Annotated in this window: 18 protein-coding genes and 2 pseudogenes; 6 read left to right on the top strand and 14 right to left on the bottom strand. The window is 44.0% G+C overall.

Going from position 1 to position 26,833, the window contains the following annotated elements:
* Nucleotides 1-170: 170 nt before the first annotated feature.
* The 5 genes from AAHK14_RS10875 to AAHK14_RS10855 form a co-directional block, all read right to left on the bottom strand.
* On the bottom strand, nt 171-2,330 hold the full coding sequence (locus AAHK14_RS10875; RefSeq protein ID WP_065256998.1) for an SWIM zinc finger family protein: 2,160 nt from the start codon (nt 2,328-2,330) through the stop codon (nt 171-173).
* Nucleotides 2,331-2,351: 21 nt separating this feature from the next.
* Nucleotides 2,352-3,545 (bottom strand): VWA domain-containing protein, encoded by a 1,194-nt coding sequence (locus tag AAHK14_RS10870; protein ID WP_083108419.1) that lies wholly within the window; start codon nt 3,543-3,545, stop codon nt 2,352-2,354.
* A gap of 12 nt (nt 3,546-3,557) precedes the next feature.
* Nucleotides 3,558-6,083 (bottom strand): DUF5682 family protein, encoded by a 2,526-nt coding sequence (locus tag AAHK14_RS10865; RefSeq protein ID WP_194092620.1) that lies wholly within the window; start codon nt 6,081-6,083, stop codon nt 3,558-3,560.
* Between the two features lie 88 nt (nt 6,084-6,171).
* A complete protein-coding gene (locus AAHK14_RS10860) occupies nt 6,172-7,284 on the bottom strand; it encodes an AAA family ATPase (protein WP_065256996.1) in 1,113 nt (370 codons plus the stop codon).
* A 64-nt stretch (nt 7,285-7,348) separates the two neighbouring features.
* Complete coding sequence (locus AAHK14_RS10855) at nt 7,349-7,654, bottom strand: hypothetical protein (protein ID WP_065256995.1); 306 nt, start codon at nt 7,652-7,654, stop codon at nt 7,349-7,351.
* A 202-nt stretch (nt 7,655-7,856) separates the two neighbouring features.
* On the opposite strand from AAHK14_RS10855, the gene hutH reads away from it, so the two are divergent.
* The 3 genes from hutH (at nt 7,857) to hutI (ending at nt 12,018) form a co-directional block, all read left to right on the top strand.
* A complete protein-coding gene (hutH, locus tag AAHK14_RS10850; protein ID WP_065256994.1) occupies nt 7,857-9,416 on the top strand; it encodes a histidine ammonia-lyase in 1,560 nt (519 codons plus the stop codon).
* A 298-nt stretch (nt 9,417-9,714) separates the two neighbouring features.
* On the top strand, nt 9,715-10,722 hold the full coding sequence (gene hutG, locus AAHK14_RS10845) for a formimidoylglutamase (RefSeq protein WP_065256993.1): 1,008 nt from the start codon (nt 9,715-9,717) through the stop codon (nt 10,720-10,722).
* Nucleotides 10,723-10,785: 63 nt separating this feature from the next.
* On the top strand, nt 10,786-12,018 hold the full coding sequence (gene hutI / locus AAHK14_RS10840) for an imidazolonepropionase (RefSeq protein WP_065256992.1): 1,233 nt from the start codon (nt 10,786-10,788) through the stop codon (nt 12,016-12,018).
* A 306-nt stretch (nt 12,019-12,324) separates the two neighbouring features.
* Here hutI and AAHK14_RS10835 read toward each other — a convergent pair whose 3' ends face one another.
* On the bottom strand, nt 12,325-12,459 hold the full coding sequence (locus AAHK14_RS10835; RefSeq protein ID WP_255518745.1) for a hypothetical protein: 135 nt from the start codon (nt 12,457-12,459) through the stop codon (nt 12,325-12,327).
* 34 nt (nt 12,460-12,493) lie between these two features.
* Here AAHK14_RS10835 and AAHK14_RS10830 point away from each other — a divergent pair, with 34 nt between their 5' ends.
* Nucleotides 12,494-13,054 (top strand): transferrin-binding protein-like solute binding protein, encoded by a 561-nt coding sequence (locus AAHK14_RS10830; RefSeq protein WP_065256991.1) that lies wholly within the window; start codon nt 12,494-12,496, stop codon nt 13,052-13,054.
* A gap of 149 nt (nt 13,055-13,203) precedes the next feature.
* Here the strand turns inward: AAHK14_RS10830 and AAHK14_RS10825 are convergent, their stop codons facing one another.
* The 3 genes and pseudogenes from AAHK14_RS10825 to AAHK14_RS10815 all read right to left on the bottom strand — a co-directional run bounded on the left by AAHK14_RS10825 (nt 13,204) and on the right by AAHK14_RS10815 (nt 19,540).
* Nucleotides 13,204-14,697: a surface lipoprotein assembly modifier gene (locus AAHK14_RS10825; RefSeq protein ID WP_172823664.1), complete on the bottom strand. Its 1,494-nt coding sequence runs from the start codon at nt 14,695-14,697 to the stop codon at nt 13,204-13,206.
* A gap of 104 nt (nt 14,698-14,801) precedes the next feature.
* Nucleotides 14,802-17,557 (bottom strand): annotated as a pseudogene (locus tag AAHK14_RS10820) (lactoferrin/transferrin family TonB-dependent receptor).
* 177 nt (nt 17,558-17,734) lie between these two features.
* Nucleotides 17,735-19,540, bottom strand: a complete 1,806-nt coding sequence (locus AAHK14_RS10815) for a transferrin-binding protein-like solute binding protein (protein WP_194092619.1) — start codon at nt 19,538-19,540, stop codon at nt 17,735-17,737.
* Nucleotides 19,541-19,925: 385 nt separating this feature from the next.
* On the opposite strand from AAHK14_RS10815, the gene AAHK14_RS10810 reads away from it, so the two are divergent.
* Complete coding sequence (locus AAHK14_RS10810; RefSeq protein WP_065256987.1) at nt 19,926-21,299, top strand: FAD-linked oxidase C-terminal domain-containing protein; 1,374 nt, start codon at nt 19,926-19,928, stop codon at nt 21,297-21,299.
* 142 nt (nt 21,300-21,441) lie between these two features.
* On the opposite strand, the gene AAHK14_RS10805 is transcribed toward AAHK14_RS10810, so the two are convergent.
* The 5 genes and pseudogenes from AAHK14_RS10805 to accB all read right to left on the bottom strand — a co-directional run bounded on the left by AAHK14_RS10805 (nt 21,442) and on the right by accB (nt 25,214).
* Nucleotides 21,442-21,735, bottom strand: a complete 294-nt coding sequence (locus AAHK14_RS10805) for a DUF2523 family protein (RefSeq protein WP_065256986.1) — start codon at nt 21,733-21,735, stop codon at nt 21,442-21,444.
* Entirely contained in the window at nt 21,728-22,960 is a 1,233-nt protein-coding gene (locus AAHK14_RS10800) for a virulence factor TspB C-terminal domain-related protein (RefSeq protein WP_156065273.1), read from the bottom strand. The genes AAHK14_RS10805 and AAHK14_RS10800 overlap by 8 nt, the downstream gene beginning before the upstream one ends.
* A gap of 194 nt (nt 22,961-23,154) precedes the next feature.
* A complete protein-coding gene (locus AAHK14_RS10795) occupies nt 23,155-23,772 on the bottom strand; it encodes a hypothetical protein (protein WP_065256984.1) in 618 nt (205 codons plus the stop codon).
* Nucleotides 23,773-23,923: 151 nt separating this feature from the next.
* Nucleotides 23,924-24,745, bottom strand: a pseudogene (locus AAHK14_RS10790) (biotin carboxylase N-terminal domain-containing protein); the annotation flags it as partial.
* A gap of 16 nt (nt 24,746-24,761) precedes the next feature.
* Nucleotides 24,762-25,214 carry an acetyl-CoA carboxylase biotin carboxyl carrier protein gene (accB, locus tag AAHK14_RS10785; RefSeq protein ID WP_062499750.1) on the bottom strand — a complete coding sequence of 151 codons (453 nt, stop codon included), beginning with the start codon at nt 25,212-25,214 and terminating at the stop codon, nt 24,762-24,764.
* A gap of 324 nt (nt 25,215-25,538) precedes the next feature.
* Between accB and AAHK14_RS10780 the strand changes: the two genes are divergently transcribed.
* Nucleotides 25,539-26,810, top strand: coding sequence for a divalent metal cation transporter (locus AAHK14_RS10780; RefSeq protein ID WP_065256983.1), 1,272 nt, complete (start codon nt 25,539-25,541; stop codon nt 26,808-26,810).
* Nucleotides 26,811-26,833 lie beyond the last annotated feature (23 nt).

Genomic DNA, 26,833 nt, shown 5'->3' with positions numbered 1-26,833 from the left:
TTTTGGGATTGGTTGTGGTACAAATGGACATTGGTTAAAAAAGCAATTTTTATAATAAGGGCGTGTAGGGGGCGAATTACATTCTCTCAAAAATCAATATTTTTTACAAAGGACAAATTGTAATTTTTCTTTACAAATTTATCCATAGATATGACTCATTAACAATATCTTTAATCGCTCTCGTAATCACTCTCGCCATCAACAATCGGTAATGCCAAACGTTGTAATTGCAACAGTCCAATCAAATACCGAAGTCTTAATAATTTGTCCTTATTGCCATCATGCTGGCACATATCTTTTATGGCGTGATGGATAATATCTATGCCCATATTGTAAAAATACACCCCAAGCGATGTTAAGGTGTCTTTGTCATCTTGACTAATATGGCGACCTGTATTGGCATAAAAATTGATGATGGATAAGGTCTGATTAACAGCGATTGTCAAATTGTCGCTGTTAATGGGCGTATGACGAGATTTTTGTTTTTGTGCTAATAGATTGGCAATTCTGCCTGATAAATTATCTAGGTATTTTTGTTTTTGTTTGGCATAAGGCACATAATCAAAATCCAAATTAAACACATAAATACCAGACGGCTCGCTGATGATTAATGCCACAGGCAAAAAACTTGCTTCATTGTCTTGTATTTGTACTTTGGTTAATATCGACACAATCTGATGAAACTTTGCCCAAAAGCCAAAGTTTTTTAGTCTTTTTTCAAACAAAGGCGATACAGGCAACGTTAGGGTTAATTGGCGGTTGTTTTTATCGCTGATTTGACAAAAAAACTGCTGGTTAATCTCATCAAGTTCTATCTCGCTAACATCGCTGGGGTGCAATAACAGATAATTGGGATAAGTCAAAAAAAGCCGTGAATCAGGACGAATTAGCCCAATTATCTCTTGCCAATCATCTATACCTTTGGCATTATCCAAAAAGGCTTGAACGGATAAGGATTTTAATTCGCCAAGTTCACGATAACGGGTCAGCTCACTTGGACTAAGTGTGCCATTATCGGCTATTTTGGCATGAGTTAGGCTGATGATATGCCGACTTAGATAGTCAATGGACGCTCCCCAAATGCCCGTTTGATAGGCAGAATGACTGGTAAAAGTGGTATCTAGGGCATTGGCACGTCCATTGGTAACGCTTTTTAATTCATTGTTGTCGCAATCCCAAAAACAAAAATCCACCCCCCTAGCCCCTGTTTTGTTTTGCCACCATGTACCGCCCAAAGGAATAAGTTTGTTAATGCCAATCTCGTCATAGTCTTTGATGACTTTGCCACGAAGTTTGTCAATCTGTTCTTGATTTTTGGCGTGATGGCTGTTAATAAAACTTTGTAGATAATGATATAAAAAAGCAAGTTCATCGAATATCATGCTTTCTTTGATATGAATGTCATCAGTTAATAAATCCATCATCGCTCCATATACTCGGCGAATGATACCAGCAAGGCGTGGCATTTGATGAGTGCGTGCTTGTAGGTTAAATAAATGCAAAGACAGCACAGATTCTTTGGCTATGTGTGATATGCCTTGTTTCAAAAAATTGATACAAAGCTGTTTTAATTCTTTGATAAATGCCAATTCATCATCGCTTAATTCAAAACTGGCTTGTATCACGATATTGACATCATCTGTCCATTGCCAAGGGGCGTTATTCATGGTAAACAAACTTGCAATGATTGCCAGATGATAGGCGGTTTTTTGTTTGTCGGGTAATTGTGATACCATACCTGACAATGACAATCCATTAAAATAATAAACGGACGTATCAAGATGGGTTAATGTGATGGTAAGTTTGTTATTTGTCTCTATAACGGATACGACATTGTCTTTTATTAAATCATCATAAAGCGTATGGGCTAGTATTCGCTCAGATTTTTTGACGGATTTTTGTAATAAAATAGGGTCAAGCGTTAATAAGTCTTGTAAGGCGGATAATGACTCTGTTGGGGTTTTTTTATCGGTGGTTTTTTGCTTAGGTTTGCTATTTTTGGTATTATTGTCAGTATTATCTTTTTTGGTGTTATTGTTGTCTTTGTCGTTATCTTTGTTATTGTCTTTGGTATCAAGATTGGCGTAATTTTTTTGAAAAAATAAAATACTTGCCAAAATATGCTTACAACACTCATGACTTGGACAGGTGCAAGTGGCTTTTTGAATGCCGTCATTGGACAGTTGCACCACAAAACTTTCTGTCTCAAAAGTCATGGTATCTATATCAACACATACCACATCATCAATGGTTTTTTTGGCACGTCTGACAAGCCCCATATTGGCAAATGTGGCTAAGGTGTCATCATCATAACTTAAATAAATGCTCATGGGGTTTCCTTATTCTAACAATCAATTCATCACATCGCCAAGCCATGTTGCCAAATGCTCAGGTGTCATTGCCCCAATATTCATACCACGACTTGATAATTCATTTGCCACATAAGGGTCATAGCAGGGATTGGCATTATTATCCAAAGCGGCAAGCCCTAATAATTTTGTGCCTTGTTCATTGAGTTTTGAGATGGATTTATAAAGATGAGCCAATGAACCACCTTCTTCAAAATCACTAATCACAATCAAAATACTTCGGCGTGGGTTGGTTATTTTTTTGGCACAATAATCAATGGCTTGTCCAATAAGCGTACCCCCGCCCAATTGAATGGTTAATAGCACCTCCACAGGGTCGTGTGCCATATGCGACAAATCCACAACTTGGGTATCAAATACCACCAAATGCGTTGCCACAGATGGCAGACTTGCCAATATGCTGGCACAAACAGACGCATACATGATAGAATCAGACATCGAGCCACTTTGGTCAACGCATAATATCACTTCCCATTCAAGGTGTTTTTGTACACGGCTATTAAAAAAAGTGCGTTCTATAATGAGCTGTCCACTATCGGGATTGTAGTTTTTTAGATTATGACGAATGGTTTTTTTATAATCAAAATTTTGGGAGTGTTTGATAAGCGAATAAGAAAAACGGTTACGTCTGCCTGATAACGCTTGAATAAAGTTTGGGCGTATTTTTTGCATAATCTCTTGCACGACTTTGCCAATTAGCTCTTTAATGGCTTCTTTGGTTTCTTGATTAAGATGACCCCGAAGTGATAATAAGGCTTTGGCAGTGGCAGGATTGGGTTCTAGTGCTTTGATGTTTTCTGCTTTTTTTAGAATATCCGTCATCTGATAGCGTTCTAGGGCGTGATTTTGCATACGCTCAAAGGTTGATTTTGGAAAGAGCTTGCGACTTTGGTTGAGCCAATTGATGGCGGACAGTTGCGATGATTCCAAACCGCCTCCAATACCATTTTGGCGATTGCCTTGTTTTATGCCTCGTCTTTGATATTCGTGGCGATACAGATAATCCAAGCACCGCTCCAATTTTAATTCACCGGCGGATAAATTGGCATTATTCAAAGCGTCATCGGCATATCGCCCAAGAATCAATCGCCAACGTCTGGCATTATCATAATCGGCAGTATCACAATCGCTTGTGTTGATGGTGTCGTCTGATATGGTGTGTGGGGTGTCTGTCATTATTTTTCCTAATTATAAAAAGTCATTTTTTAATAAGCAACGCATTTTTTCATTAAGAGAGATGCCATAGAGCATATCATTTTGGTTAATGGATAAATCCACGGCAATAAGCTCATCACTGTCGTCAATTAAAGTCTTTTTGGCAATGATATTGGCAATCTCTTTGCTTTGGCGTGGGGTTAATGTGCTAAATATAAAACGCAAATCGGGCAATATGCTCAAAAACAGCTCATTATCCCAGCTTTTGATAAGCTCATACAACGCCCCAATAGCCACAGGCGAGCCGATAAAGTATTCAGGAGCGACTTGAAACATCCCTTGTAAATACGCCACAGAATCAGCAGGCAATGTGCCAATGGCAAAGGCTTTGTTAATGGCATTTTGTAATTGCGTGTCATCAATTTTATTATCCAAATACGCCAGCGTTTGTAATGCCCCTGCCAATGAATGCAGTTCAAGTTTCATAAATTCATCGTGTGATAATTTATGATAAAACAGTTGCAAATAATCATCAGGCATATCAAAATAAATGGCGGTATTTTTGATAAGTTTATTTAGGGCAATCATACGACCAAGATTATCATCCATATGCTCAGGCGTGGTATCATACAGCGTATGCAGATAATAACAGCTTTGGCGAATGCCCAATAAGATATTTGCCTTTAATTCATCGCCATTTATGTCAATCAGTTGTCTTGCTTGATATAAATAAAATAACTGCCCAGTTGCTCCAATGAGCGATGACAAATTGCTGTCGTTATTTAGGTGCGTTGTTAATTCGTGTGTTAATTCATTGATGGCTTTATGCAAGCCCATTTTGCACGCTTGGGCGAATAGTTCGGCGGTATGATGAGCTGATGGTAACTGCCCGTCTTTTTGTAAGGCTTGTTTTTGAATGAGCAGTTTATTGATTGCTAATTGGGATAAATCATTGCCCATTTCAGATAATTCAATCAATCGTGCTTCAACGCTGGGTGTCCACGCATATTGCCATTCTTCAAACAATAAATCCAAATTGACCCCACGAATAAAATCCGCCCCCGAGACAAATTGCCCAAATCCAACCTCCAAAAATAACAACAAATGCAAAAACTGGCTAATCTTTCTATGTAGGGGTTTTCTATATGTGTCTAATTTGCGAGTTTTGGTTAGTGTATCGTCTAGTTTAAAACGAAATGCTTGGGCGGTTGCATGGGTGTTTTGTAATAAAGCAGGGCTTTTTTGGGTTTTGGCGACTTGTCCTAATTGATTGCCACTTAGATAATCAAAAACCACTTGCCATAAATACGCCTGACCGTCATCTAAGTCGCCTTTGATAAGAGCAGTTGTTATGCCATCAATCAAATCATAACGGCTTGGATAATAATGCCCCCTTAGTAGGGATAATCCCGTGGCAATCTCCAACGTATGTTTTGTGGCGATAAAGGGATTGATTTCCAAGTCTTGTTTGTCATTTAGATGGTGGCATAATAAAGACACATAATCATAAAAATACTGTATCGCCAAATCGTTATTATCAGAAGTATCTTGGTTTTTATTATCGTCCGCATGGGATAATAAATACTGCCAATAATACTGATAATAGGCAGGCGATGGCATACCAGAAGCATAGCCATTTAGGGCATTTAATCTATCAAAACTATAACGAATAAGCCATGAATTTTCTTCATAAGTGCTATTTATGGCATAGGGGGTAATGGGCGTATTATTAAAATGCTTATGCAAGTTTTCAATAAGACTTAGGGTATGAAATCCGCCTGTAATAATCAAAAGTTTGTTATCATTTTTGATATGGGGCAATATCTTTTGAATCATGCAGTATTCACGGTGAAGTGAGCCTTCTTGATATAGCACTTCTTCTTCATAATCCAATCTGGCAAGAGCACACCATGTAAATACATCATTAAAAAAATCTTTGGGCGATAGGGTATTGGGCTGTCTTAATTCAAATAAATGCTCCCATAAATCATCGTGGTCTTTGCAATGCAATTTTTTGGCAAGGATTTTGATATAGGTGCTGTGTGCCAAATACCGCTCTTGCATTAGGCTTTTTTGATGGGTTTGTTTGTCGGCTTGGCTGTCAAATTCACTTTGGCTTGCCCAGTCCAAATCAATAAATTGACATTGGCTATTTATTTTTTTGCCTTCTTGTAAGGCTATCCATTCGGGCGAATATTCACAAAAAGGAAAAAAGGCAGAGTGAATGGTAGGGGCGGTATGTTCATCATCTTCTTGATTATTTTTGTTTGTTGTTTTTTGTTTGGCGACCGCTTGGGCGAATATGGCAACAGGAGGTTTGGTGTGATGGGTGGTTAAATCATCAATTAGTACATCAAAAGTATAAGGAGCTTCAATTAAAATATGCGTGGGAGCAAGGGCTTTGATATATGCCATCAATGCAAAACTGCACATGGGGCTGTGATGACGAATGGGAGCAAAATGGATATTCTGGTTTGCCAAAAAATCAAGCGAATCAAAGGCGTGAACCAGTCTTTTTGGGGTGGTTTTTGGTAATAAAGCAGAGTGGGTATTTTTCATGGCGTGACAAATGATTGGCGGATAAAAAATAAAGGTTAGGGCAAATAATTGCCCTAATAAATTAAATAAACAGATTTAAATGGATAAATTATTCAAATCCTTTACTGCCTTGATAAAACGCTTGCCAATCTTTGTCTTTTTTGCCACGCTCCTTGACAACCGTGTCTAAGTAATAGGATAATTTTTTGGCATCGTCTTTATTGTCCTTAAATACCACGCCTGCCAATTGCTCGGCGATATGATTGGCACTTAATTCGCCATTGCCCAAATAAATCGCCTGCAAACACGCACTATGGGCGATATTTACCGCTTCGGCACTACTCATTACGGCATTGGGGGTTTTTAGGCTTGCCCCCTCATGGCTTTGTCCTGTGCGTAATTCATTAAATACCGTTACCAAAATTTCAATGACGTTTTGATGAATTTTGACTTCTTTATATAAGTCTTTTAGTTCTTGTTTTAATTGGGTGTTGATAAGTTCTATTTCAAATTGGCGGTCTTTGATGGCTTTGACAGTTTCAAAATTAAAACGTCTTTTTAGGGCGGACGACATATCATGCACGCCCCTGTCTCTTAGGTTGGCAGTGGCGATGACATTAAAGCCAATCTGGGCTTCTAGGGCATAATCTTGCCCCATTTCTGGTATCATCATGCGTTTTTCGGACAACAGAGAAATCATCACGTCTTGAATCTCGGCAGGGCAACGGGTAATCTCTTCAAAGCGGGCGATTTTGCCGTGTTTCATGGCGTGATAGATGGGCGATGGGATAAGCGAACTCTCGCTTGGTCCTTGCGACAGCAGCAGGGCATAATTCCACGAATATTTGATGTGGTCTTCGGTCGTGCCTGCTGTGCCTTGTACGGTGTGATTGGAGTTGCCTGAGATGCCAGCACTCAAAAGCTCAGAGAGCATGGATTTGGCAGTGCCAGGTTCGCCTACGAGCATAAGTCCTTGCTTGCCCATGAGCGTTACCAAACTTCTGTCCACAAGGGCATCATCGCCATAGAATTTTTGGCTAATGCCAAGCTCATCATCGCCCAAAATAAACTTGCGTACCGCATGGGCGGACAGTTGCCAGCCTTGGGGTTTTGGGGCTTTGTCGGATTCTTTTAGGCGGTCAAGTTCGTGGGCGTATTTTTGTTCGGCACTTTGGCGAAGAATGGTGAGTGTGTCGGTGGCGGTGGTTTTTTTGCGTGGCATGAGCGTCCCTTAAAAAAGCAAATGATTGCCATTGTACTTATTTTAAGGGACGATTGCAAATGACTTATTCGTTATAAAAATCGTTCGCTTTAAACAAAACCACAAGCAAACTGGCATAACAAAAAATGCTAATGAGTGCCAAAAACATCAAGTTTACCGCACTCCGCTCAGGGCTTATCATGACTGCCAAAGGGTTGAAAGCACTTGCCATACTGCCCCAAAACAGATAATTGACAAACAGTTGCAGGATAAGCCCAATAAAGCAAATCCGCCCAACTAATCGCTCGACTTTGGTAGGGTTTTTTCTAACCAAATAAAACCCCGCCCCAAAAACCACGGCATAAATCAAAAACGAAAACAGATAAATCATGATAAGCCCCTTTTTTCACTATAATTACCTAATTTTTGTAAGTATTTATATCATAATTTAAATTTTTTGACTAGCGATAAAATGGACGGTTTTGTGGGATAAATTTTTTGTCTTAGGGCTTGCACTCGGTGGAATTTCTTGTTATATTTGTATAGACAAATTTATCTTTTGTTTATTCATTTTATTTAAATAAGGACAGTTCATGAAACCCGCTATTACCCTAACCCCACGCCATCTCACCTTTGGGCAGTTGCGTGCCATTTACAACAGCCCCGTTACCATCAGCCTTGACCCATCGGCTTATGATGCCATCGAAAAGTCGCACCAAGCCGTGCAAGCGATTATCGCCCGTGATAAGCCTGCCTATGGCATCAATACAGGCTTTGGACTGCTTGCCAAGACTCGTATCCCTGACGATGAGCTTGAACTTTTGCAAAGAAATCTTATCCTAAGCCATTCGGTTGGCACGGGTGAGGCGTTACCTGCGGACGTAGTTCGCCTGATCATCGCCATGAAAGTATCAAGCCTATCGCAAGGGGTGTCGGGTGTTCGCCGTGAAGTGGTGGACGCACTTATCAACCTTATCAATCATGACATCACACCCATCATCCCTGCCAAAGGTTCAGTGGGAGCATCAGGCGACCTTGCCCCGTTGTCGCACATGACACTTGCGATTTTGGGCGAGGGCGATGTGTTGGTTCGTGGCGAGCGTGTGTCCGCCAAAGATGCCCTTGCCAAGGCAGGACTGTCGCCCATCACACTTGCTGCCAAAGAGGGCTTGGCACTTATCAACGGCACCCAAACGTCCACCGCCCTTGCCATTCGTGGCTATTTTATGGCGTGCGACCTACTGGCAAGTGCGACCGTAACGGGGGCGTTGTCGGTAGAGGCAGCTCGTGGAAATGATTCGCCCTTTGACCCACGCATTCACGAGGTGCGTGGACATCATGGGCAGATTGAGCTTGGCAAGACCTATAAGGCATTGCTTGAACATAGCGGATTTAGGGGCAAAAACCGTGGCGAGGCGGATTTGCGTGTACAAGACCCCTACTGCTTACGCTGTCAGCCCCAAGTGATGGGAGCGTGCCTTGACCTTATCAATCAAGCAGGTAAGACACTGCTCATCGAAGCCAATGCCGTAACCGACAATCCGCTTATCTTTGGCGATGATGAGCCTGTTGCCATCTCGGGCGGTAATTTTCATGCCGAGCCTGTCGCCTTTGCTGCCGACACCTTGGCACTTGCCATCAGCGAGATTGGCTCAATGAGCGAACGCCGTATTGCTCTGCTTATTGACAGTAGTTTGTCAGGACTGCCTGCGTTTTTGGTGCGTAATGCAGGCGTGAATTCTGGCTTTATGATTGCTCATGTTACCGCCGCCGCTTTGGTTAGCGAAAACAAATCACACGCCCACCCTGCATCGGTGGACAGCATTCCAACGTCTGCCAACCAAGAAGACCACGTCTCAATGGCGACCTATGCAGGGCGAAGATTGTTTGAGATGGCACACAATACCGCTGTCGTGGTTGGCATTGAACTGCTTGCTGCTGCCCAAGGCGTGGACATTCACAGCGAGGACTTGGGCTACAAGAGCGATAAGGTGCTAACGGACGTTCATGCCAAAGTGCATGCGAGCATTGCTCATTATGACAAAGACCGCTACTTTGCCCCTGATATTGAAAGTGCCAAACAGCTTGTCTTGTCGGGCGAATTGCTTGACGGTTGGGACGAGCTACGCCAAAACTGGTTTAGCAATGTGTAATGGTTGGGGTGTGTTTGCTCCATAGGCATCTAGCCAATTTTTGTAGAGGTAAACTATCCACCCAAAGAGCTTTAAAAAATGATACAAAATCCGTGATTGTCCCGTAGGGGCGAATTGCAATTCGCCCTTATAAAAAGGCACACCTTACAAATCTTGCTGTGGTAAATATAGCAAATTAACCCCATTTTGCACCAATCTACATTTTGAAGTTAAGCAAGTATATCAAGTTCGCTGGATATATCCTAATTTTTATCCATCCATTTTAAGCCAATTAACCATTTTAAGCCAATTAAAAGCCATGACCGACATCCACACCACCCATATCCCCTTTGACCCTGCCCATTATACAGGACGCACCGACCCTTTTGAGAGCGATAGGGCGATGTATTGGCACAATGCCGTGCAAGCCTTTGACCGTCAGCCTGTTGCCTTGGTGGGTTTTGCTTGCCATCAAGGGGTAAGGCGAAACTTGGGCAGAGTGGGGGCAAAGTCCGCTCCGCCTGTCATTAGGGAGTTTTTTGCCAAATTGCCCATCACAAAAGACGTGCAGGACAAATACGCCAATTTGTCCGACTTGGTGGGCGACTGTGGCGATGTGGTGTGTCATGACAATGATACCATCGTTAAGGACAGTTTGGAATCCGCCCAAAAACATTATGCCACGCACATCACTCACGCCCTACAAAACAACGCCCTAGCGGTGGGACTTGGCGGTGGGCATGAGATTGCTTATGGCAGTTTTTTGGGGTTGTATGAGTATCTAAAATCAAATAGTAAGGACTTACCCAAGATTGGTATTATCAATTTTGATGCCCATTTTGACTTGCGAACGGACGAGTACGCCACATCAGGTACGCCATTTTTGCAAATTGCTGATATGATGGGCGATGAGTTTTATTATTTTTGTGTGGGCATTAGCCGTTTTGGTAATACAGCAAGTCTATTTGACAAAGCCCGTGCCTTGGGCGTTGGTGTTGTTAGTGATGACGACTGCCATCGCTTGACTTATGATGAGATTTGGGCAAGGCTTGATGGCTTTGCTCGGGGTGTTGATGTGCTGTATGTTACGGTGGATTTGGACTGTCTGCCAAGTGGTGTCATGCCTGCGGTCAGTGCGGTAAATGCCAAGGGCATTGAGCTTGATTTGGTGGAATTTTTGCTTGAAAAACTCATTCAAACAGGCAAAGTCAACGTCTTGGATTTTGCTGAATTTAACCCAACTTACGACATTGACAGCCGTGGGGCAAAAACCGTGGCACGACTGCTTGCGGTGTGTGTGGAGCGGGCATTGCTTGATGGCGTGTGATTGGGATTACATTAAACTTAAAGCTTATTGATAAATATCAACCCAATATCTAAGGAAAAAACCATGCAATTTGACACCCTAATCACCAACGCCAACATCGCCACCATGAGCGATACATTTGGCTTTACCAAAGACGCCCCATATGGGGCGATACATGGCGGTGCGGTTGGTATCAAAGATGGCAAAATTGCCTTTGTCGGCACAATGGACGAGCTTGGCACGGCAACTGCTGACAAGATAATTGATGCCAAACAAGGCTGGCTAACCCCTGCTTTGATGGACTGCCACACCCATGTGGTCTATGGCGGTAATCGCAGTAATGAATTTGAGATGCGTCTAAATGGCGTGGATTACAAAGACATCGCCAAACAAGGTGGCGGGATTTTGTCCACTGTGAAAGCCACGAGACAAGCGGATTTTGATGATTTGTATGAGCTTAGTTTGCCACGTTTTAGAAGTCTTGTAAGTCAAGGCGTGGGGACGATTGAGATTAAGTCGGGCTATGGGCTTGACTTGGATAACGAACGCAAAATGCTCAAAGTTGCCAAAAAATTGGGCGATGACTTTGGCATTACCGTCAAAAAAACCTACCTTGCCCTACACGCCCTACCGCCAGAATATCAAGGGCAAGCAGACGAGTATGTCAAGCAGGCGTGCGAGTGGCTAAAAGTGTTGCATGATGAGAATTTGGTGGATGCGGTGGATGCGTTTTGTGAATCCATCGCCTTTGACACTCATCAAGTGGGCAGGCTCTTTGAAGTTGCCAAATCGCTAGGATTGCCTGTCAAACTTCATGCCGAGCAGATGAGCGATATGGGCGGAGCGGGACTGGTGGCAGAGTTTGATGGCTTGTCTGCTGACCACATTGAATATCTGTCCACCGACAGTATTGTCAAGATGGCAAAACATGGTACGGTGGGCGTGCTGTTGCCGACTGCCTTTTATGTCCTAAAAGAAACCAAACTGCCCCCCATCGATGCCATGCGACAACATGGCGTAAAGATGGCAGTATCTACCGACTGCAACCCTGGCACATCGCCATCAACAAGCCTACTGCTTGCCATGAACATGGCGTGTACGCTGTTTGGCTTAACGCCCGAAGAAGCTCTGGCAGGAACAACCATTCACGCATCCCAAGCCTTGGGGCTACAAGACACCAAAGGGCAAATTGCGGTAGGTATGGATGCTGATGTGGCGTTGTGGCAGATTGACCGACCTGCCGATTTGTCTTATCTTATCGGGCAAAACCGATTGCAAGGGTTTTGGGTGGCAGGTCGGCAGGTTCCAAAAACATGAATTTAAAATCATTGTTTTTTTAAAATATTGGTATTAATTTTTTGAATTATAAGAACAGATGTGTTATAATGCCGCCCCGCCCAATCGGGTGGGGTATTTTTAACAAGAGTGCATTATTTTATATTTTATAAGAATCATTTGGGCGTACCTGCCCTTATTGTGCCGACATCTAGGTCTTGATTATTTTCTTGACTTTTTGTATTTTGCACTCATAACCTTAACGGTAATTTTATGAAAAAAAACGACATTATTAACACTTGCTTTACTTTCTACCCTAACCATCAGTGCATGTAGTAGTGGCGGTGGTCACAGTAACCACGCTAACCACACCACACCATCAGTCACACCCAAGCCTGTCACACCGCCAACCAATAGCAATGATAAAAAATCAGGTGATGACACACCAAGCAACCCAAGCAATACTGTTGATGACACTAACATCTCCCAAGGCTACACTTTCAAAGATAACAAGCCTGTGCTAAGTCAGCTAACCTTTGCCGACATTAATACGTTGGTTATAGATGGCAAGCGTTACAACTTAGCACCCAGCACAGGGACGAGCGAAAACTTTATCCAAAATACCAGCGATGAGAACCACACCTTGATGGTCAGTGGCACTCATCTGGGCAATGCCAAATACGGCTATGTCTTTGACAAAGAAACAAAAGCCACGCATCTGTTCCATCAAGGCACTAAGACTGGCGTTGATGATCTGCCCAAAGGGGTGGTCAGCTATGATGGCTCATCACTTTATGTGCATGACAATGGCATCAGGGTCGGTGCGGGCTCTAAGTTCTCTGTTAATTTTGACCAAAAAACTCTGACGGGTACAGTGGCAGGCGTGGATTTGCCAAATGAATTGATAAAACTATCAGCAACCATCAAAGGCAACACCTTCTCGGGCACTCAGCAAAACGATAAAATCAACATCCGCACCGAAGGAGCTTTTTATGGCAAAAACGCCAGCGAGCTTAGCGGTGTCTTTGCCAGTGATGATGGTGCAGTCAAAGGGGCGTATGGGGCGAAAAAGCAGTAAAAGCCACAATGCTCATTTGCAATTCATTTTAAGAGCTAAATCATGATAAAAATCCCTGCCGTTTTGTTAGGGATTTTTTTTGGTGTGGATGACTTTGGTTTTAAAGTTAGACTTATTTTTAAAATATCTCAAATGCACTTTAAAAAATCTTAAAACCGTTTTGTTGCTTCGATAAACACACGATTTTTATCGTATTTGTATAAGGGTAGATTGCTGTCCACTTTTTGATAACTCCATGTCAAGCGTGGCATGATACCAAACATTTGCCAATGGTTGTTCCACACAGACGTGCTAAGCGTGTATTCTTTGTTGTGCTGAATCTCACCAAAAAAACCTGCCCCACGGTAGTCTTTATGTGCCATGCCGACATTAAGACGAGCACCAAAACCATTGTCAAACTCCTGTCCTACGCCTGCCCGCACACCCCGTCTGATGAACGAATCATCGGCATCACGAGCGTCTGTGCGATGAGCGTCCACACCAACCAGCCAATACCGCTTGGCATTTGGCGAGTAGATGGCACTGGCACTTAGACTGCGAGCGATACCGTTTAGATGGGGGCGTGTGTGGTAGGTCTGTTTGGCAACTTCGCCATAAATACTGCTCTGCCATTGGGGGTTAAACCGATATTGCCACTCGACTGCCAGCCCCTTATTTTGTGAAAAATGCTTTAAGTCATCCGAGTCTTTACTTCCACCTGCATAAAACGTATGTTCACTAAATGGCAAAAGCGTGATGTCATGATGGGCGTTGGCATGTCCCATGCCTAAGGATAAGCGACTGGTGAGTTCGTTGTAGGGTTTATTGTCCCAATAATATTTGCCGTTATTATCCAGTCGGGCTTCATGATAAAAGCCATCGGGTCTTAGCCATTTTTTGTGGGCATTGAGATAAAGACCAATGCCTTGGGCGGACTCTGGCTCGGGTGCCACCCAGCCCCTACCCAAATCACGACTGGCAGGGGCGTTGTTGATGTTTTTATCATTCAAAAAGTTACCCCCGCCTTGGATGGGGATTTTCTCTTGGGCGTGGATGGCTTGTAGGTGTGCATTGATGAGTGTGGCTAGCTCATCGGGCATGTCAGGTTCGCCTAAAAGCTGATGAAAATTTTGCTCGGCATTGACAAAGCGTTTATCATAAAACAGCACCATGGCAAGTCGCAGACGAATCAGGCTAGCATGCTCATTATAAGTTAGGGCTTGTTCATACGCATGGATGGCTTGGCTGTTTTTGCCTACTTGTTCGGCAACCAGTCCTGTTGCCCAATACTCTATCATCGGCTCACGTTGATGCTTAGGCAGGTCTTGATAATAGGGCAATAAAAACGCCACGTTGTCCGCTTGGTTTTGGATGAGACTGCCCATCAAGGCTCGCACGATAAGCTGGGGATGTTCTTTTAGCTCATCGGCACTTAGCGAGACGGTGCTGTCATCAGAAGATTCTATGATGGGGACATCCATGGATGGCAAGAATGGGGGCAGATTCTGCTGTTCTACCTGTCTTTGTAGATGACTGTCTTGGATACGTCTGTCGTCTTGTTTGGTCAGAGCGTCAGCGTGGGCGATGTTCACGCCAAAGCCCATGCCAAAAAAGCCAATAAAAGGCAGGAGAGCTAAACGTGATGGGAGATGAAATTTTTGCATAAAATACATGAAAGTCCACAAAGGTTTATTAAATGCCCATAAACGGCAAGTGTGCGACTAATCGCACACTTTAACAAAAATTAAGCATATCTACAAGCTAGAATTTAGAATTTAAATTCTAACGCTACGTTAAAGTTACGCCCTGGGGCGGCATAACGGGCGGTGTTGCCTGTGGTTGGATTGACAGCATTGATAGAAGATTGGCGGACAGACTCCCATGTACTGTATTTGCGATTAAACAGATTATACACGCCTGCCCGCAAAGTCATGCTGTCATTGACATGATAATGACCTGATAAATCATAGGTGTACCAACGTTTTGTTGCCCCTTGGGTTGCCACGATGGCTCGGTCAATACCAAAGGTGCTTACCCCTTGTAATTCATCCGCATTTTTGGCTTTTGAGTAAGTTGCCATGAGATTGATGCCCCATTTATCATCAGGGGAATCATAGCCAAGCCCTGCCACATAGCGAGCAGGTTGGAGCGTGTCCAGTATGGGTGTACGCACTTTGGTGTAGCCTTCTTTGATACTTAGCTCTTTGGGAGTGATTTTGTTATAAGCCAACGTGGTGTACAGACCATCGGGCAGTTTGTCCCAAACGCCATACCAGTCGATTTTGCCAAGCACGTTAATGCCTGAGAGTCTGATGTCTTGTAGGTTATGATAGCCGTCATTGCGTTCACTGCCATTGCCGATTTTCTCGCCGACAGTGATGAGATTGCGATATTTGTTATCAAAATGACTTACTTCAAGATATCCAAAATTGCCCGTCAGACCAATGCCAAATTCTTGATTGGATGATGTTTCAGGGTCAAGCTGTGAGATGTATTGTCTTGCCACACTAACAGCGTTACTGCCATCATAAGCTCCACGAGTGCCGTACAACTCATAAAATGCTGGCACCCTAAACCCATTGGAGCGACGATAGGATAGGGCGATGTTGTCTGTGGCATGAAAGGTCAGACCCGTGTTCCACGACCAGTTGCTGTATTTGCCTGTGGCAGCAAAATCATCATCGGAGTCAAATTTGTGTCTGTCATAACGCACGCCCAGTCCCAAGTCCACTTTGTCGCCCAGTTGGATGTGGTCTCGTATGGCAAAGAAATGGTTGTACCCTGTAATGTTGCGGTCGGTACAGTCTTGGGTGCTAAACCCATCTTTACAAAAATGCTCGGTGTGGATGGTTGTGGGCTCAAACTGATAAACATAAGGGTCATCCTGTTTGCCCTTACCGCCCAGATTAGTCACCTTAGTTTGGGCTTGTTCGGAGTACCAATCGCCACGTCTTAGAGCAGAATCAAACTTATCCATGCCCATCAAGACATTAACCCTATGCTCGGTATTGGCAAATTTAAAGCTCTTTTGGGCGGACAGTTGTAACACGTCTGCTGTTCTTTATAGGTGTTACGCTCAGACAGATAGCCTGACAGTGGCTTGGTGATGTCTGCTCGGCAATTTTCATCAAATGTCGGATAAACAGCACAACTGGTCTCTCGTCTTAGCGTGTCAAGTTTGATGCTCTGACGGTCATAGCTAAGACGCAAGTCATCAATCCACGCATGAGCCTTTGGTGTGTAGTGATAGTTGATGCCATGGCGGTTTTTGTCGTGATGTTCATCAAAATAAAAACCACGGGTATAGCCCAGACTTAGGTTATGTGGGGCTATCGGCACGACCAAGCCTGATAGTAGATTGTCACCATAATACACCCCACGGATGGCAGGCGTGCCACTCATGTATTTTTTAAGAAACGCAGGCGTGATGTAGGCTTCTTGGCTCATGTCTTGGATGTCGGACTCTTGCTTGGTGTTCTCAAATACGCCGCCAACATAATGCGTATCATCAAAACGATAGCCGACTTTGGCAAGGTAGGATTTGGATTTATAATCCATGGGGTTTGCCATGATACGATTCGCCCCTGTGTAGTCGCTGGCACTCACGGTTTCGGTGATGTGCTTCATCTTGTCGTAGGCTTCTTGTTCGGCAGGCGTGTAGGGCGGGTCGGTACGCATGGTATAGGGGTTGTCCAGCGTGTGTTTGGCGAGCATTTTTGGGGTGCAGTCTCGTGTCGGGCATTCATTTTGTAGGATAAACCAGTTGTGATTATTCACAATCTCAGTGTTGCCTGTGTTGTTCCACGGCGACCCCCGCAGTTCGTACAAATCGGTAAAAGCCCCCACACGGGTAAGGCTTTGGGGCAGGTCTGCCACGTCCTTGTGTACCTTGGTTTCTTCGCCTGTGCGGTGCGTGTACTGGATAAGTGCTTCAAAACCGCCAGCACGTCCTGCCAGTCCAACGGTATTGGCAAATTGGTTGTTTTTGCTGCTGTATGCACTCTTGGTAGAGACACCCCAATCTTTGCCATCTTTGATGATGTCGCCCACGTCTTTGGTGCGAAAACTCACCGCCCCACCCAATGCCCCAGAGCCGAACTCAGATGACGCTGAGCCTTTGGAGAGCTCAATGGAGCGGACGTTTTCATATTCTATCTCATTGATGGCACCGCCATTGGCTTTGTTGCTTAGATCGTTGATGTAGGATTGCACCTGCACAATCCCATCAACTTGCAAACCCACACGGTTCTTATCCACGCCACGGATGGAGTAGCCACTACTTGCCCCACGTCCTTGCTCAACCACGGCAATACCAGGGTCATAGCGTGTCAAGTCACGAATGCCCATGATTTGTTCTTTGTTGATGTCATCTGTAGATTTGACGATTTTGCCCAGCCCTGTCACTTCGGTGCTTTTACGTCCTAATTTGCGTACGATTTTAATGGTTTCTGACTCTAAGACGACGTGTGGCTCATCATCGGAGTGGGGCGTGCTTGGGTTTTCTGTGGTGTTGGCATAAGCCATGTTGCCCATTCCCAAAAAGACAGACAGCACCGTCAAATGTAGCGTGGTCGGACGTGAGATAACATAAGATGATAACATGATATTTCCTAATAATTTTTAAATAAATCAAAACCAAATCTTGGCACACCAATGCCTGACATGCCAAGATTTCATCATATATTTTAAAAATGCTAACGGTTACTTTTTAACCTGTTGTTTGGCACCAAAAACGCCAGCAACCCCGTCTTTTTTACTGGTACGTTCACTATAAAACGACCCGCCAAGCTCTGTGGCATTTTTACCATAAAAACCACCATCAACCTTACCTGACAGATGAGCCACAGCACCACTCATTGAGCTTTTATCTAGGCTTAGACCTTTCTCGCCAGTTCTAAAATCGGCGGTAAAGCCATTGCCACTGATGACCCCGTTGTCAATGATGATGCTAGGGGCGACACTACCCCCAGCGTATAGCGTGCCTTTGAGCGTTTTGTTGTCAAAATTAACGCCAAATTCTGCCCGACTGGCGTTTTGACCCTTGCCAGCATCAATCGCACCCGTCAAAGAATCTTTGGTCAAGATATAAGCCTGCCATGTGCCGTGATATTCTAGCTCGCCTGCCTTTGGCATCTCTGACAATGCCGTCCGCTCGCCCGTCAAGAATAGATAAGCGTCTGATTTTGAGCCATTGTCATCATAAAAGTAAGTGCCAAATTTGACGTGGTTTAGGTTGCCACAGCAAGCACTGATGACCAAATTCTTGCCATTGACGTCGTATTTGTTGGTTTGGATAAAGTCAGCAGTGCCTGTAGCAGGCAGTAGTGAGAAACTTCTGCCGTTAATCACCAATTTTGTGGCATCGCCAAAGGTATCAAGACTGCTTTTGTCAAGCTCATCAATGCCAAACTTGACCGCATCAAAGGCTTTTTCGGTAGGGTCGATGTCATCCCATTTGCCGTCTTTATGTTGTCTTGCCCCAAACACGGCAAACAAAGAATTGTCATCGGCTAAGAATTTGCCTGCAAGTTCTTCGGCATGCTCCCCAAAAAAACCGCCTTCTAAGCTTTTAGAGTTGGATTTAAAAAATGGGTCGTTAGGGTTGCTTGCTGTGGCACTGCCCCGAAAGCGATTGTCTTTGATGTCAGCTTTGATGTCATAGCGTTTGACTTTCTCAGACTTGCTTTTGTGGCGAGAGAGTTCGCCTGTCAGGGTTTTGTTGGCAAAGTCCACGGTAAAGACGCTGGTGTGACTTACATCGCCTGTTCTGCCTTCATCACGCCATTTGGCATCATCTTTGGTGGATTCATGAAAAGAAAACGCACTATAATCCGCCCCTGCATTTTTCTTGTATTCGCTGTGAAACTCATCAGAGCTACGTCCTTTTTTGGCATCCGTCATAAAATCCCAAGTGCCTTTGTAGGTGATGGTTTGGGTGGGTAGGGCGGTGGCGGGATTGGTGCCTTGATAAAACACAAAGCCGTTCATGCCATTATGGATGGTATTTGTGGCAAAGTTCGGTCTGGGCTGCAAATCAGCCACCCAGCCTGATTTGACAAATTTCATGTAGTCTCGGTCACGACTGCCATACCATGCACCTGCGGATGTTGGCACGGGACTGTGTGAGTCTTCGTAATTATCCGAATAAAGACTGGACGCACCGTTTAGGTTGTTCAAGTCTTTTTTGTGTCTGTCAACCACTCTGCTAAGCCTGTCATTAATGGGCTTAATCATGTCAGCAGACAGGGGTACATGTTCTTCTGTGCTGTCTGCGTGCAAGTTACGTCTGACGGTTGCCATATGAAAGCCCAGTGATGGCTCCATGAGTGCATCAAGCTCTTCTGCGGTTCTAGGTGGCGTGGGGACATCTTCATGGATAGGGGTGTTGGTACTGGGCGGCTTTATCGGTTCGATGGCAGTCAGTGCGACATCGCCTTTGTTGGACGCACAAGCGGTCATCAGTATCGCCAAGGATAGGGTCAGTGTGGATTTGGTTGTCATTTTCATAAAATTTCACCATTAAATAAAAATGTTGTTCACTAATATTACTATTATCAAATAGTAATAATTATTGTTATGTTATTGTATAAATTTTTACAAAATTTGTCAATTAGGGTTACCTTAAAAATGAAAACTGATTGTTTTTTGTTAAAATGATAAATATTTATTATTAAAATTTTAAAAATCGACAATTTTATCTTAAAAATGCATGATATTTATGCAGTTTTATCTACAAAAAGAAACAAATATTTTAAATTTTTATAACAAAGCAGTAAGGTCTATCCAAGCCTACACTTTTTGATAAATGCACTTGCAAAACCCTGACAAATCAAGGATAATTTTATTTTACGCCCTGTATTTACCATTCATTCCATATCCACAAGGACACCCCATGACCGCCAGATTTGCCGCCGCCATCAGCGAATTACAAGCCCGTTTTGGCACCGCTCTTAGTACCAATCTAACCATTAGAGAGCAGCACGCCCATACCATGACATGGTTAGATAACGAACCTGCCGATGCGGTGCTGACCGCCACATCCAAAGAAGACGTTGCCGATGCAGTCAAAATTTGCCATGCTCACGGCATGCCTGTTATCGCCTTTGGGATAGGTTCGTCACTAGAAGGGCAGTTAAATGCTCCGCATGGCGGGCTGTGCATTGACATGAGTCAGATGGATGCGATTTTGCAGGTCAATAGTGAAGATTTGACCGCCACTGTGCAGGCAGGCGTGACCCGAGAAGCTCTTAATCAATACCTAAAAGACACGGGGCTGTTTTTCCCCATCGACCCTGGGGCGAATGCCACGCTTGGTGGAATGGTGGCGACTCGTGCCAGTGGCACCAATGCCGTGCGTTATGGCACGATGAAAGATGTGGTGCTGTCGCTTGAAGTAGTCATGCCTGATGGTGAGATTATCCGCACCGCCAGTCGTGCCAAAAAATCATCGGCAGGCTATGATTTGACACGGCTCATCATCGGCTCCGAAGGCACGCTTGGGATAGTGACTGAGATTACGGTGAAGCTGTTTGGTTTGCCTGAGTGTATCGGCAGTGGCATTTGTCATTTTCCCGATGTGGATAGGGCGTGTCAGGCGGTGATGGCGACGATACAGATGTGCTTGCCGATTGCTCGTATCGAACTGCTGGACGCCACACAAATCAAGGCGTGCAACGCTTATTCTGGGCTGTCGCTCAAAGAGACCGCCACGCTACTGGTGGAATTTCACGGCACTAATGCAGGCGTGGCAGAACAGGCACAGCTGTTCGGGGATATTATTGCTGACTTTGACGGTCAGGATTTTGCGTGGGATACGGATGAGAGTAAGCGTAAACAGCTTTGGACGGCACGCCACAACGCCTATCATGCCAGCCGTGCTTTACGCCCGACTGCCAGCGGGCTATCTACCGATGCGTGCGTGCCGATTTCACGCCTTGCTGAGTGTGTAACTGAGACGGTCAAGGACATAGAGATGCGTGGCATGTTAGGGCCTGTGGTGGGTCATGTGGGCGATGGCAATTTTCATGTGCTGTTATTGGTGGACATGGATGATGAGCGTGAAGTGATACACGCCAAAGAAATCCTATCACGTCTTGCCGAGCGTGCCATTGATATGGATGGCACCTGTACAGGCGAGCATGGCGTGGGGCAAGGCAAACGTAAATACATGGCAAAAGAGCATGGTGGTGCTTTGGCAGTCATGAAAGCCATCAAATCTGCCATCGACCCCAAAAACATCATGAATCCTGATAAGATTTGGGAATGATGGATTATGATGAATTATTATGGAAAATCCAAACACAGACAGGGGACAGACAGGGGATGTCTGTGTTTAAATGGGGCTGACTGAATGTGGTGCGATATTTACTATTTAACATAATATATATTATGCGAAGTAGTCCCAATGGTTATTTGTCAAGTTTTGTAACAAAGACTGATGAAGTAGAAATCGTTGCACGAATCACGCACGCAGATAAAATCATGCTTAAAGCGACATCAATGCCAGTTAAGCCGATAAGTGATAAAATTTTGCCGTCACCGCTTGCAAGCATGGCATTGGCTTCTGATATCATCTTATCTAACATCTCTGATACGCCGGCATAAGTAGCAAGACCAAGACCGGCACCGGCAAGGGCTTTTTTTATGCCAACTTGTAGGAGTTTATCACCGACATTATAAATAAGATTGGCTAGACTAGACACGGCGACCCCCAATAATCATCACAGAAATAATGCCACCAATGCCAATGATGAACGGACGCATGGTAGTAAACGCATCACAAAGCCCCTGATAGCTAATTTGGTGCGATATGCTAATCCCATGCAGTGATAAAGCTAGATTATCGCCCACGGGACAAGCACGACCGAAATTAACACGATTTTTATCTATTTGTAAATCATCTGATAAATCTTTAATCTTTGGTTTGTCTTCATCTGGTACTTCTAAGTCATCTTGTGTCCAGTCCATCCATTCACAAATTTTTTTATGAAATTTGGAACTATCACAGCTTAAAGGGTCATCATCTTCTTTTTTGGGTGTGTCTGTATCGTCTTTGGGCGGTGTCTGGGTGTTTTCTTCTTCGTTATTGATTGTCATGTTACAAGCTATGTATTTGCCTGTGTTTTCTTCCATAGTGCAATTTTTTTCATTAACGTCGTCAATGTCATATTTTTTATCTTTGATGTCTTGCTCAATTTCTTTTGATATTTCATTGCAAGCGTTAGACTCACAATACTTGTCAATGTTTGTTTCTCTGTTAATTTCATCGCCGTAGTAGTGATTGTTATTGATGATGATATCGTCATACTTTGTGTTGTAGTAGTTTTTGATATCGTCATCGTCCATTTTTTCAGCGATTTTTTTAGCGAGTGCTGTTAGCTCATCTTTTGATAACTGTTTGTGGTTTTTTTCAGAATTGACATTGTCGGAGCCAGGATTGCAATTATCATTTGATAACGTCTTATAAGAAACTTTGATTGATACAGTATGCTGTTTATATTCATCACCCTGCTTATAATATAATCTGACGTAGTCAGAGCCAGCACCAGAGTTTGAAGAATTAAATAAAGACTTAGATTTATTTTGGAGTTCAATAATATCACGCTGTGACATTATCAATGTTTTGCCAGATGATTTTTGAACTCGTTCTTTGGCATCATTTAACACTTTAGATAAGTCATAGTAATAATCGCCATCAGTTGAATACATTAGACATTTTTCGTCTGATAAATTTGAGTCGTTATTGTAATCGTCGTCTTTGCGTTCAGCAGTACAAACCCCTGAGACATCGCAGACAATTTCAACAGTATCATCAATGATATCATCGCATTTCTTTTTGTTTGAAATACACCAAGCCAAAGCACCAGCAGGCGTTAAAGCCCTGCCGACTTTACCAACTTTAACAGCAACCCCAAACCTTATATTCAATGGTCTTGTGATACAGGTAAAGATTGCCCTCGTTATTTTGATAACAAAGGCACGCCCGACATCTCTAATCCTTTAACCAAAAACAACGCACCGAACGCATCCACGGATGACGATGATAAATAGCCCAATAAAAATAAGCCCATGATGTTTCATGGGCTTATTTTTTGGTAGATTTTGGCAGGCGAGAACCCTAATTAGCTGTCGCTGTCCCCACTGAGTTCTCGCTCAATGTCCGCATCACTTAAATCCACTTCAAGGTCATGAGATGCAGGTTTGGCGTACTTTTCCGCCTTAGGCGTTACCTCATCCACTTCTTTGGCGTTGTCGTACGACCCTAATTGTACATTAGGCAGGGGTTTTTTAGCCTTTTCCAGTTCTTTGAACTGGGCTTTTTGCTTGGCCAAAGCCTTTTCTTTACGAGACAAGGAAACCTGTAAAGCCTCTTGGCACAGCTCTTTTAAGTGTTTGTTGTCATCAGGCTCATAGGTCTTATCAATGGCGATGTCGCCCCCTGTTTGACGACCTTTTTCGCTATATACTGTATAGATTTTTGTGTTCGATTTGAGTTCGTTCTCTGCGTTCACATACCAGTTTTGGAAAAAAATCACGCCGATGCGTTTATTAATCATGTTTTCATCATGGTCATATTCCTCATTGACTGTTTCCCATGATTTTTTTTCAGCATTCCAAATTTTGTTAGGCACAACCCCACGTTTTGAGGAAAAACCTTGGTTGCCGTTGCTGTCCATCAGGTTCAAAATAGGCACAAAGTTTGAAAGCACAGCCCCCTCTTTGACAGGTTCATCATTCATGTTGTAAATGACATCCACTGTTTCTAGGTTTTCTGTTTTTTCGGTTGTAAAGTTGATTTTTAGGCGGTCTTGCGTGACTTTTAGGTCTTGGCCGTCTTTGTCTTTTCTGATGTATTCCCAGATGGCAGATTGGATGGTGATGATGGTGGGCACGATAGCCCATATCAAGGCACGCCTTGACACACGCTTGTCCGATTTTGGCACGCTCGTCATCGCTGATAAAGGGAGCAGGGGCTTCTTCGATGACTTTCTGATGACGGCGTTGCATGGAGCAGTCTCGCTCGCCCAGATGAATGGCGTTGCCGTGCGTGTCTGAGATGACTTGAATTTCAATGTGGCGTGGGTTTTTTAGGTATCGCTCCATATAAACCACAGGATTACCAAAGGCACTCATTGCTTCTTTTTTGGTCATGGCGACCGCAGACAATAGCTCGTCCATACTCTCAACGACTCTCATGCCACGACCACCGCCACCGCCAGCGGCTTTGATGATGACAGGTAGTCCCACATCTTGGGCGATTTTGATGATTTGTTCGTCATCATCAGGCAACGCCCCATCAGAGCCTGGCACGCACGGTACGCCTGAGGCTATCATGGTGTTTTTGGCGGCGACTTTATCGCCCATCATGCGGATATTTTGGGCGGTAGGGCCAATAAACACAAACCCCTGCTCGCTGACAAATTCGGCAAAATCGGCATTTTCGCTCAAAAACCCATAACCAGGATGAATGGCGTCCACCCCCAAAAGCTCGGCTGCCGATACGATGGCACGCTGGTTTAGATAGCTATCTTTGGGCAGATGACTGCCAATACACACCGTCTCATCAGCAAGACGGGCAGGCAAGCTGTCCTTGTCGGCAGTAGAATGCACAAGCACCGATGTAATGCCAAGCTCACGGCAAGCACGGATAATTCTTAGGGCAATCTCGCCACGGTTGGCGATGAGAATTTTTTTGAAGGGAGTTGGGTTCATGGACTGTCCTTGTTGTCTATTTGTTATCGATGACAAACAATGGTGCATCATATTCCACCATGTCACCTTCTTCTACCAAAATCTCAGCCACCACGCCATCGGTGTCCGCCTTGACTTCGTGCATGATTTTCATCGCTTCTACAATACACAAGGTGTCGCCTGCCTTGATGGTGTCGCCCACTTCCACAAAATTTGGGCTATCGGGGGCGGATTTGCGATAAAATGTCCCCAGCATGGGCGATGTGATGGTGTGTTTGGCACTTGGATTGTCGGGTGTTTGAGTGGCTCTGGTGGGGGCTGTGTCGGCTGTTGGCACAGGAGCGATGTGTCCAACAGGAGCAGGTGGCGTATCAGATGGGTATTTGGTAAGTTTGATGGTTTGTGTGCCGTCTTGGATTTCTAGCGAGTGAATTTGGGCGGTCTCGGTCAGCTTGATAAGGCGGGCTAAGTTGTCAAAATCGATGTTCATTATTGTCCCTAAAAATGTGTGGGTGGGACTGTGATTATAAAAAAGTTTTGCAAATTTGTCTAGACATTTTGATAGGTCATGCATGTGTTATAAATACAAGTATTTGATTTTTATAAATATCTCGCTAAATGGGGCAAGTTTTTGACTGATGGTAGATGGGCAAACTTTTCACCCCTGACCTATCGGGAAGAGTGCCTAAACAACACCATTTTATTCAACCTATCTCAAAAATATTTCACTTTTTATTCTGTATAAACTATGTTATCTTATTTATCTATATTTTATATCTTTGTTGATTGATAGTTTTTTTATTTGAGAATAAACATGACAACAGCCGAACAAAGCATATCGCCACAGACCAACACACAAACACAAAAACTCACTTGGAGGGCCTTCGGACCAGGCATTCTTATGGCGTCCGCCGCCATTGGTGGTTCGCACCTTGTATCGTCCACCCAAGCTGGGGCATTATACGGTTGGCAACTTGCCATTATGATTGTGCTTGCCAACTTTTTTAAATACCCCTTTTACCGCTTTGGTACAGAATACGCCTACAAAACAGGCGACAGCCTTGTGGTAGGTTATGCCAAAAAATCCAAAGCCTATCTTTGGGCATTTTTTGGCTTATCTGTTGTGTCAGGTGTGATAACCACAGGGGCAGTCGCCCTGCTCTGTGCGACCATTTTGGGCTTTATTTTGCCCTTTGAGCTAAATCCACTTGTTCTATCCATCATCGTGATGACGGTCTCATGGGGGCTACTCATTGCAGGGCATTATAAGGTTTTGGATAACATCTCAAAGTGGATTATCCTAGCATTGACGGTTGCCACCATTGCAGCGGTTATTATCGCAGGTATGTCGCCCAAAGAAGTCACCTCTGATTTTGTGCCGATGTCGCCTTGGAATTTGGCGTCTTTGGGCTTTATCATCGCTCTGATGGGCTGGATGCCTGCTCCGCTTGAATTCTCGGTCATCACATCCGTCTGGACATCCAAAAAAATTCGCACCGACCACACAAGCCATTTTCAAGGCGTGGTGGATTTTAACGTGGGCTACTTTACATCGGCGATTTTGGCGTTGTTTTTCTTGACGCTTGGCGTGTTTGTACAGTACGGCACAGGCGAAGAGATTGCCACCAAAGGCGGAGCTTACATCGGTCAGCTTGTACATATGTACACAGAGACCATTGGCAACTGGTCAAAAATTCTCGTGGCATTCATCGCTTTTTTGTGTATGTTTGGCACGGTCATCACGAGTGCAGACGGCTATGGGCGTACCAATGCCGAGAGTCTGTCGCTCATCAAAACAGGCACAACCGAGCTTACCGAAAAATACGTCATACGCTGGACGACTGCCATGGTTATCGGTGGATTCATCTTGATTAACGTGTTTGCAGGACAAATGGCAAGTCTGCTCAAATTTGCGATGATTAGCTCATTTGTCTCCGCTCCGATTTTTGCTTATCTGAACTACTCTTTGGCAAAATCTGAAAACCTACTTACCCCAAAGATGAACATCTACGCCCTGCTTGGCATTGCCTTTTTGGCGGGATTTGCAGGATTGTTTTTATTGCAGTTTTTTGGGATTATTGGTTAAAACAAAAACACATCAAAAAGGGC

The organism is Moraxella sp. K1664 (assembly GCF_039693965.1).
Classification (GTDB): domain Bacteria; phylum Pseudomonadota; class Gammaproteobacteria; order Pseudomonadales; family Moraxellaceae; genus Moraxella.
This window is presented reverse-complemented; position numbering and strand designations above follow the sequence as displayed.

Bases quoted from the DNA above. Each gene is read 5' to 3' on its own strand.
- AAHK14_RS10875 (WP_065256998.1), bottom strand. From the start codon at position 2,330: ATGAGCATTTATTTAAGTTATGATGATGACACCTTAGCCACATTTGCC.
- AAHK14_RS10870 (WP_083108419.1), bottom strand. From the start codon at position 3,545: ATGACAGACACCCCACACACCATATCAGACGACACCATCAACACAAGC.
- AAHK14_RS10865 (WP_194092620.1), bottom strand. From the start codon at position 6,083: ATGAAAAATACCCACTCTGCTTTATTACCAAAAACCACCCCAAAAAGA.
- AAHK14_RS10860 (WP_065256996.1), bottom strand. From the start codon at position 7,284: ATGCCACGCAAAAAAACCACCGCCACCGACACACTCACCATTCTTCGC.
- AAHK14_RS10855 (WP_065256995.1), bottom strand. From the start codon at position 7,654: ATGATTTATCTGTTTTCGTTTTTGATTTATGCCGTGGTTTTTGGGGCG.
- hutH (WP_065256994.1), top strand. From the start codon at position 7,857: ATGAAACCCGCTATTACCCTAACCCCACGCCATCTCACCTTTGGGCAG.
- hutG (WP_065256993.1), top strand. From the start codon at position 9,715: ATGACCGACATCCACACCACCCATATCCCCTTTGACCCTGCCCATTAT.
- hutI (WP_065256992.1), top strand. From the start codon at position 10,786: ATGCAATTTGACACCCTAATCACCAACGCCAACATCGCCACCATGAGC.
- AAHK14_RS10835 (WP_255518745.1), bottom strand. From the start codon at position 12,459: ATGTTAGTGTCATCAACAGTATTGCTTGGGTTGCTTGGTGTGTCATCA.
- AAHK14_RS10825 (WP_172823664.1), bottom strand. From the start codon at position 14,697: ATGCAAAAATTTCATCTCCCATCACGTTTAGCTCTCCTGCCTTTTATT.
- AAHK14_RS10815 (WP_194092619.1), bottom strand. From the start codon at position 19,540: ATGAAAATGACAACCAAATCCACACTGACCCTATCCTTGGCGATACTG.
- AAHK14_RS10810 (WP_065256987.1), top strand. From the start codon at position 19,926: ATGACCGCCAGATTTGCCGCCGCCATCAGCGAATTACAAGCCCGTTTT.
- AAHK14_RS10795 (WP_065256984.1), bottom strand. From the start codon at position 23,772: ATGAATGATGAACCTGTCAAAGAGGGGGCTGTGCTTTCAAACTTTGTG.
- accB (WP_062499750.1), bottom strand. From the start codon at position 25,214: ATGAACATCGATTTTGACAACTTAGCCCGCCTTATCAAGCTGACCGAG.
- AAHK14_RS10780 (WP_065256983.1), top strand. From the start codon at position 25,539: ATGACAACAGCCGAACAAAGCATATCGCCACAGACCAACACACAAACA.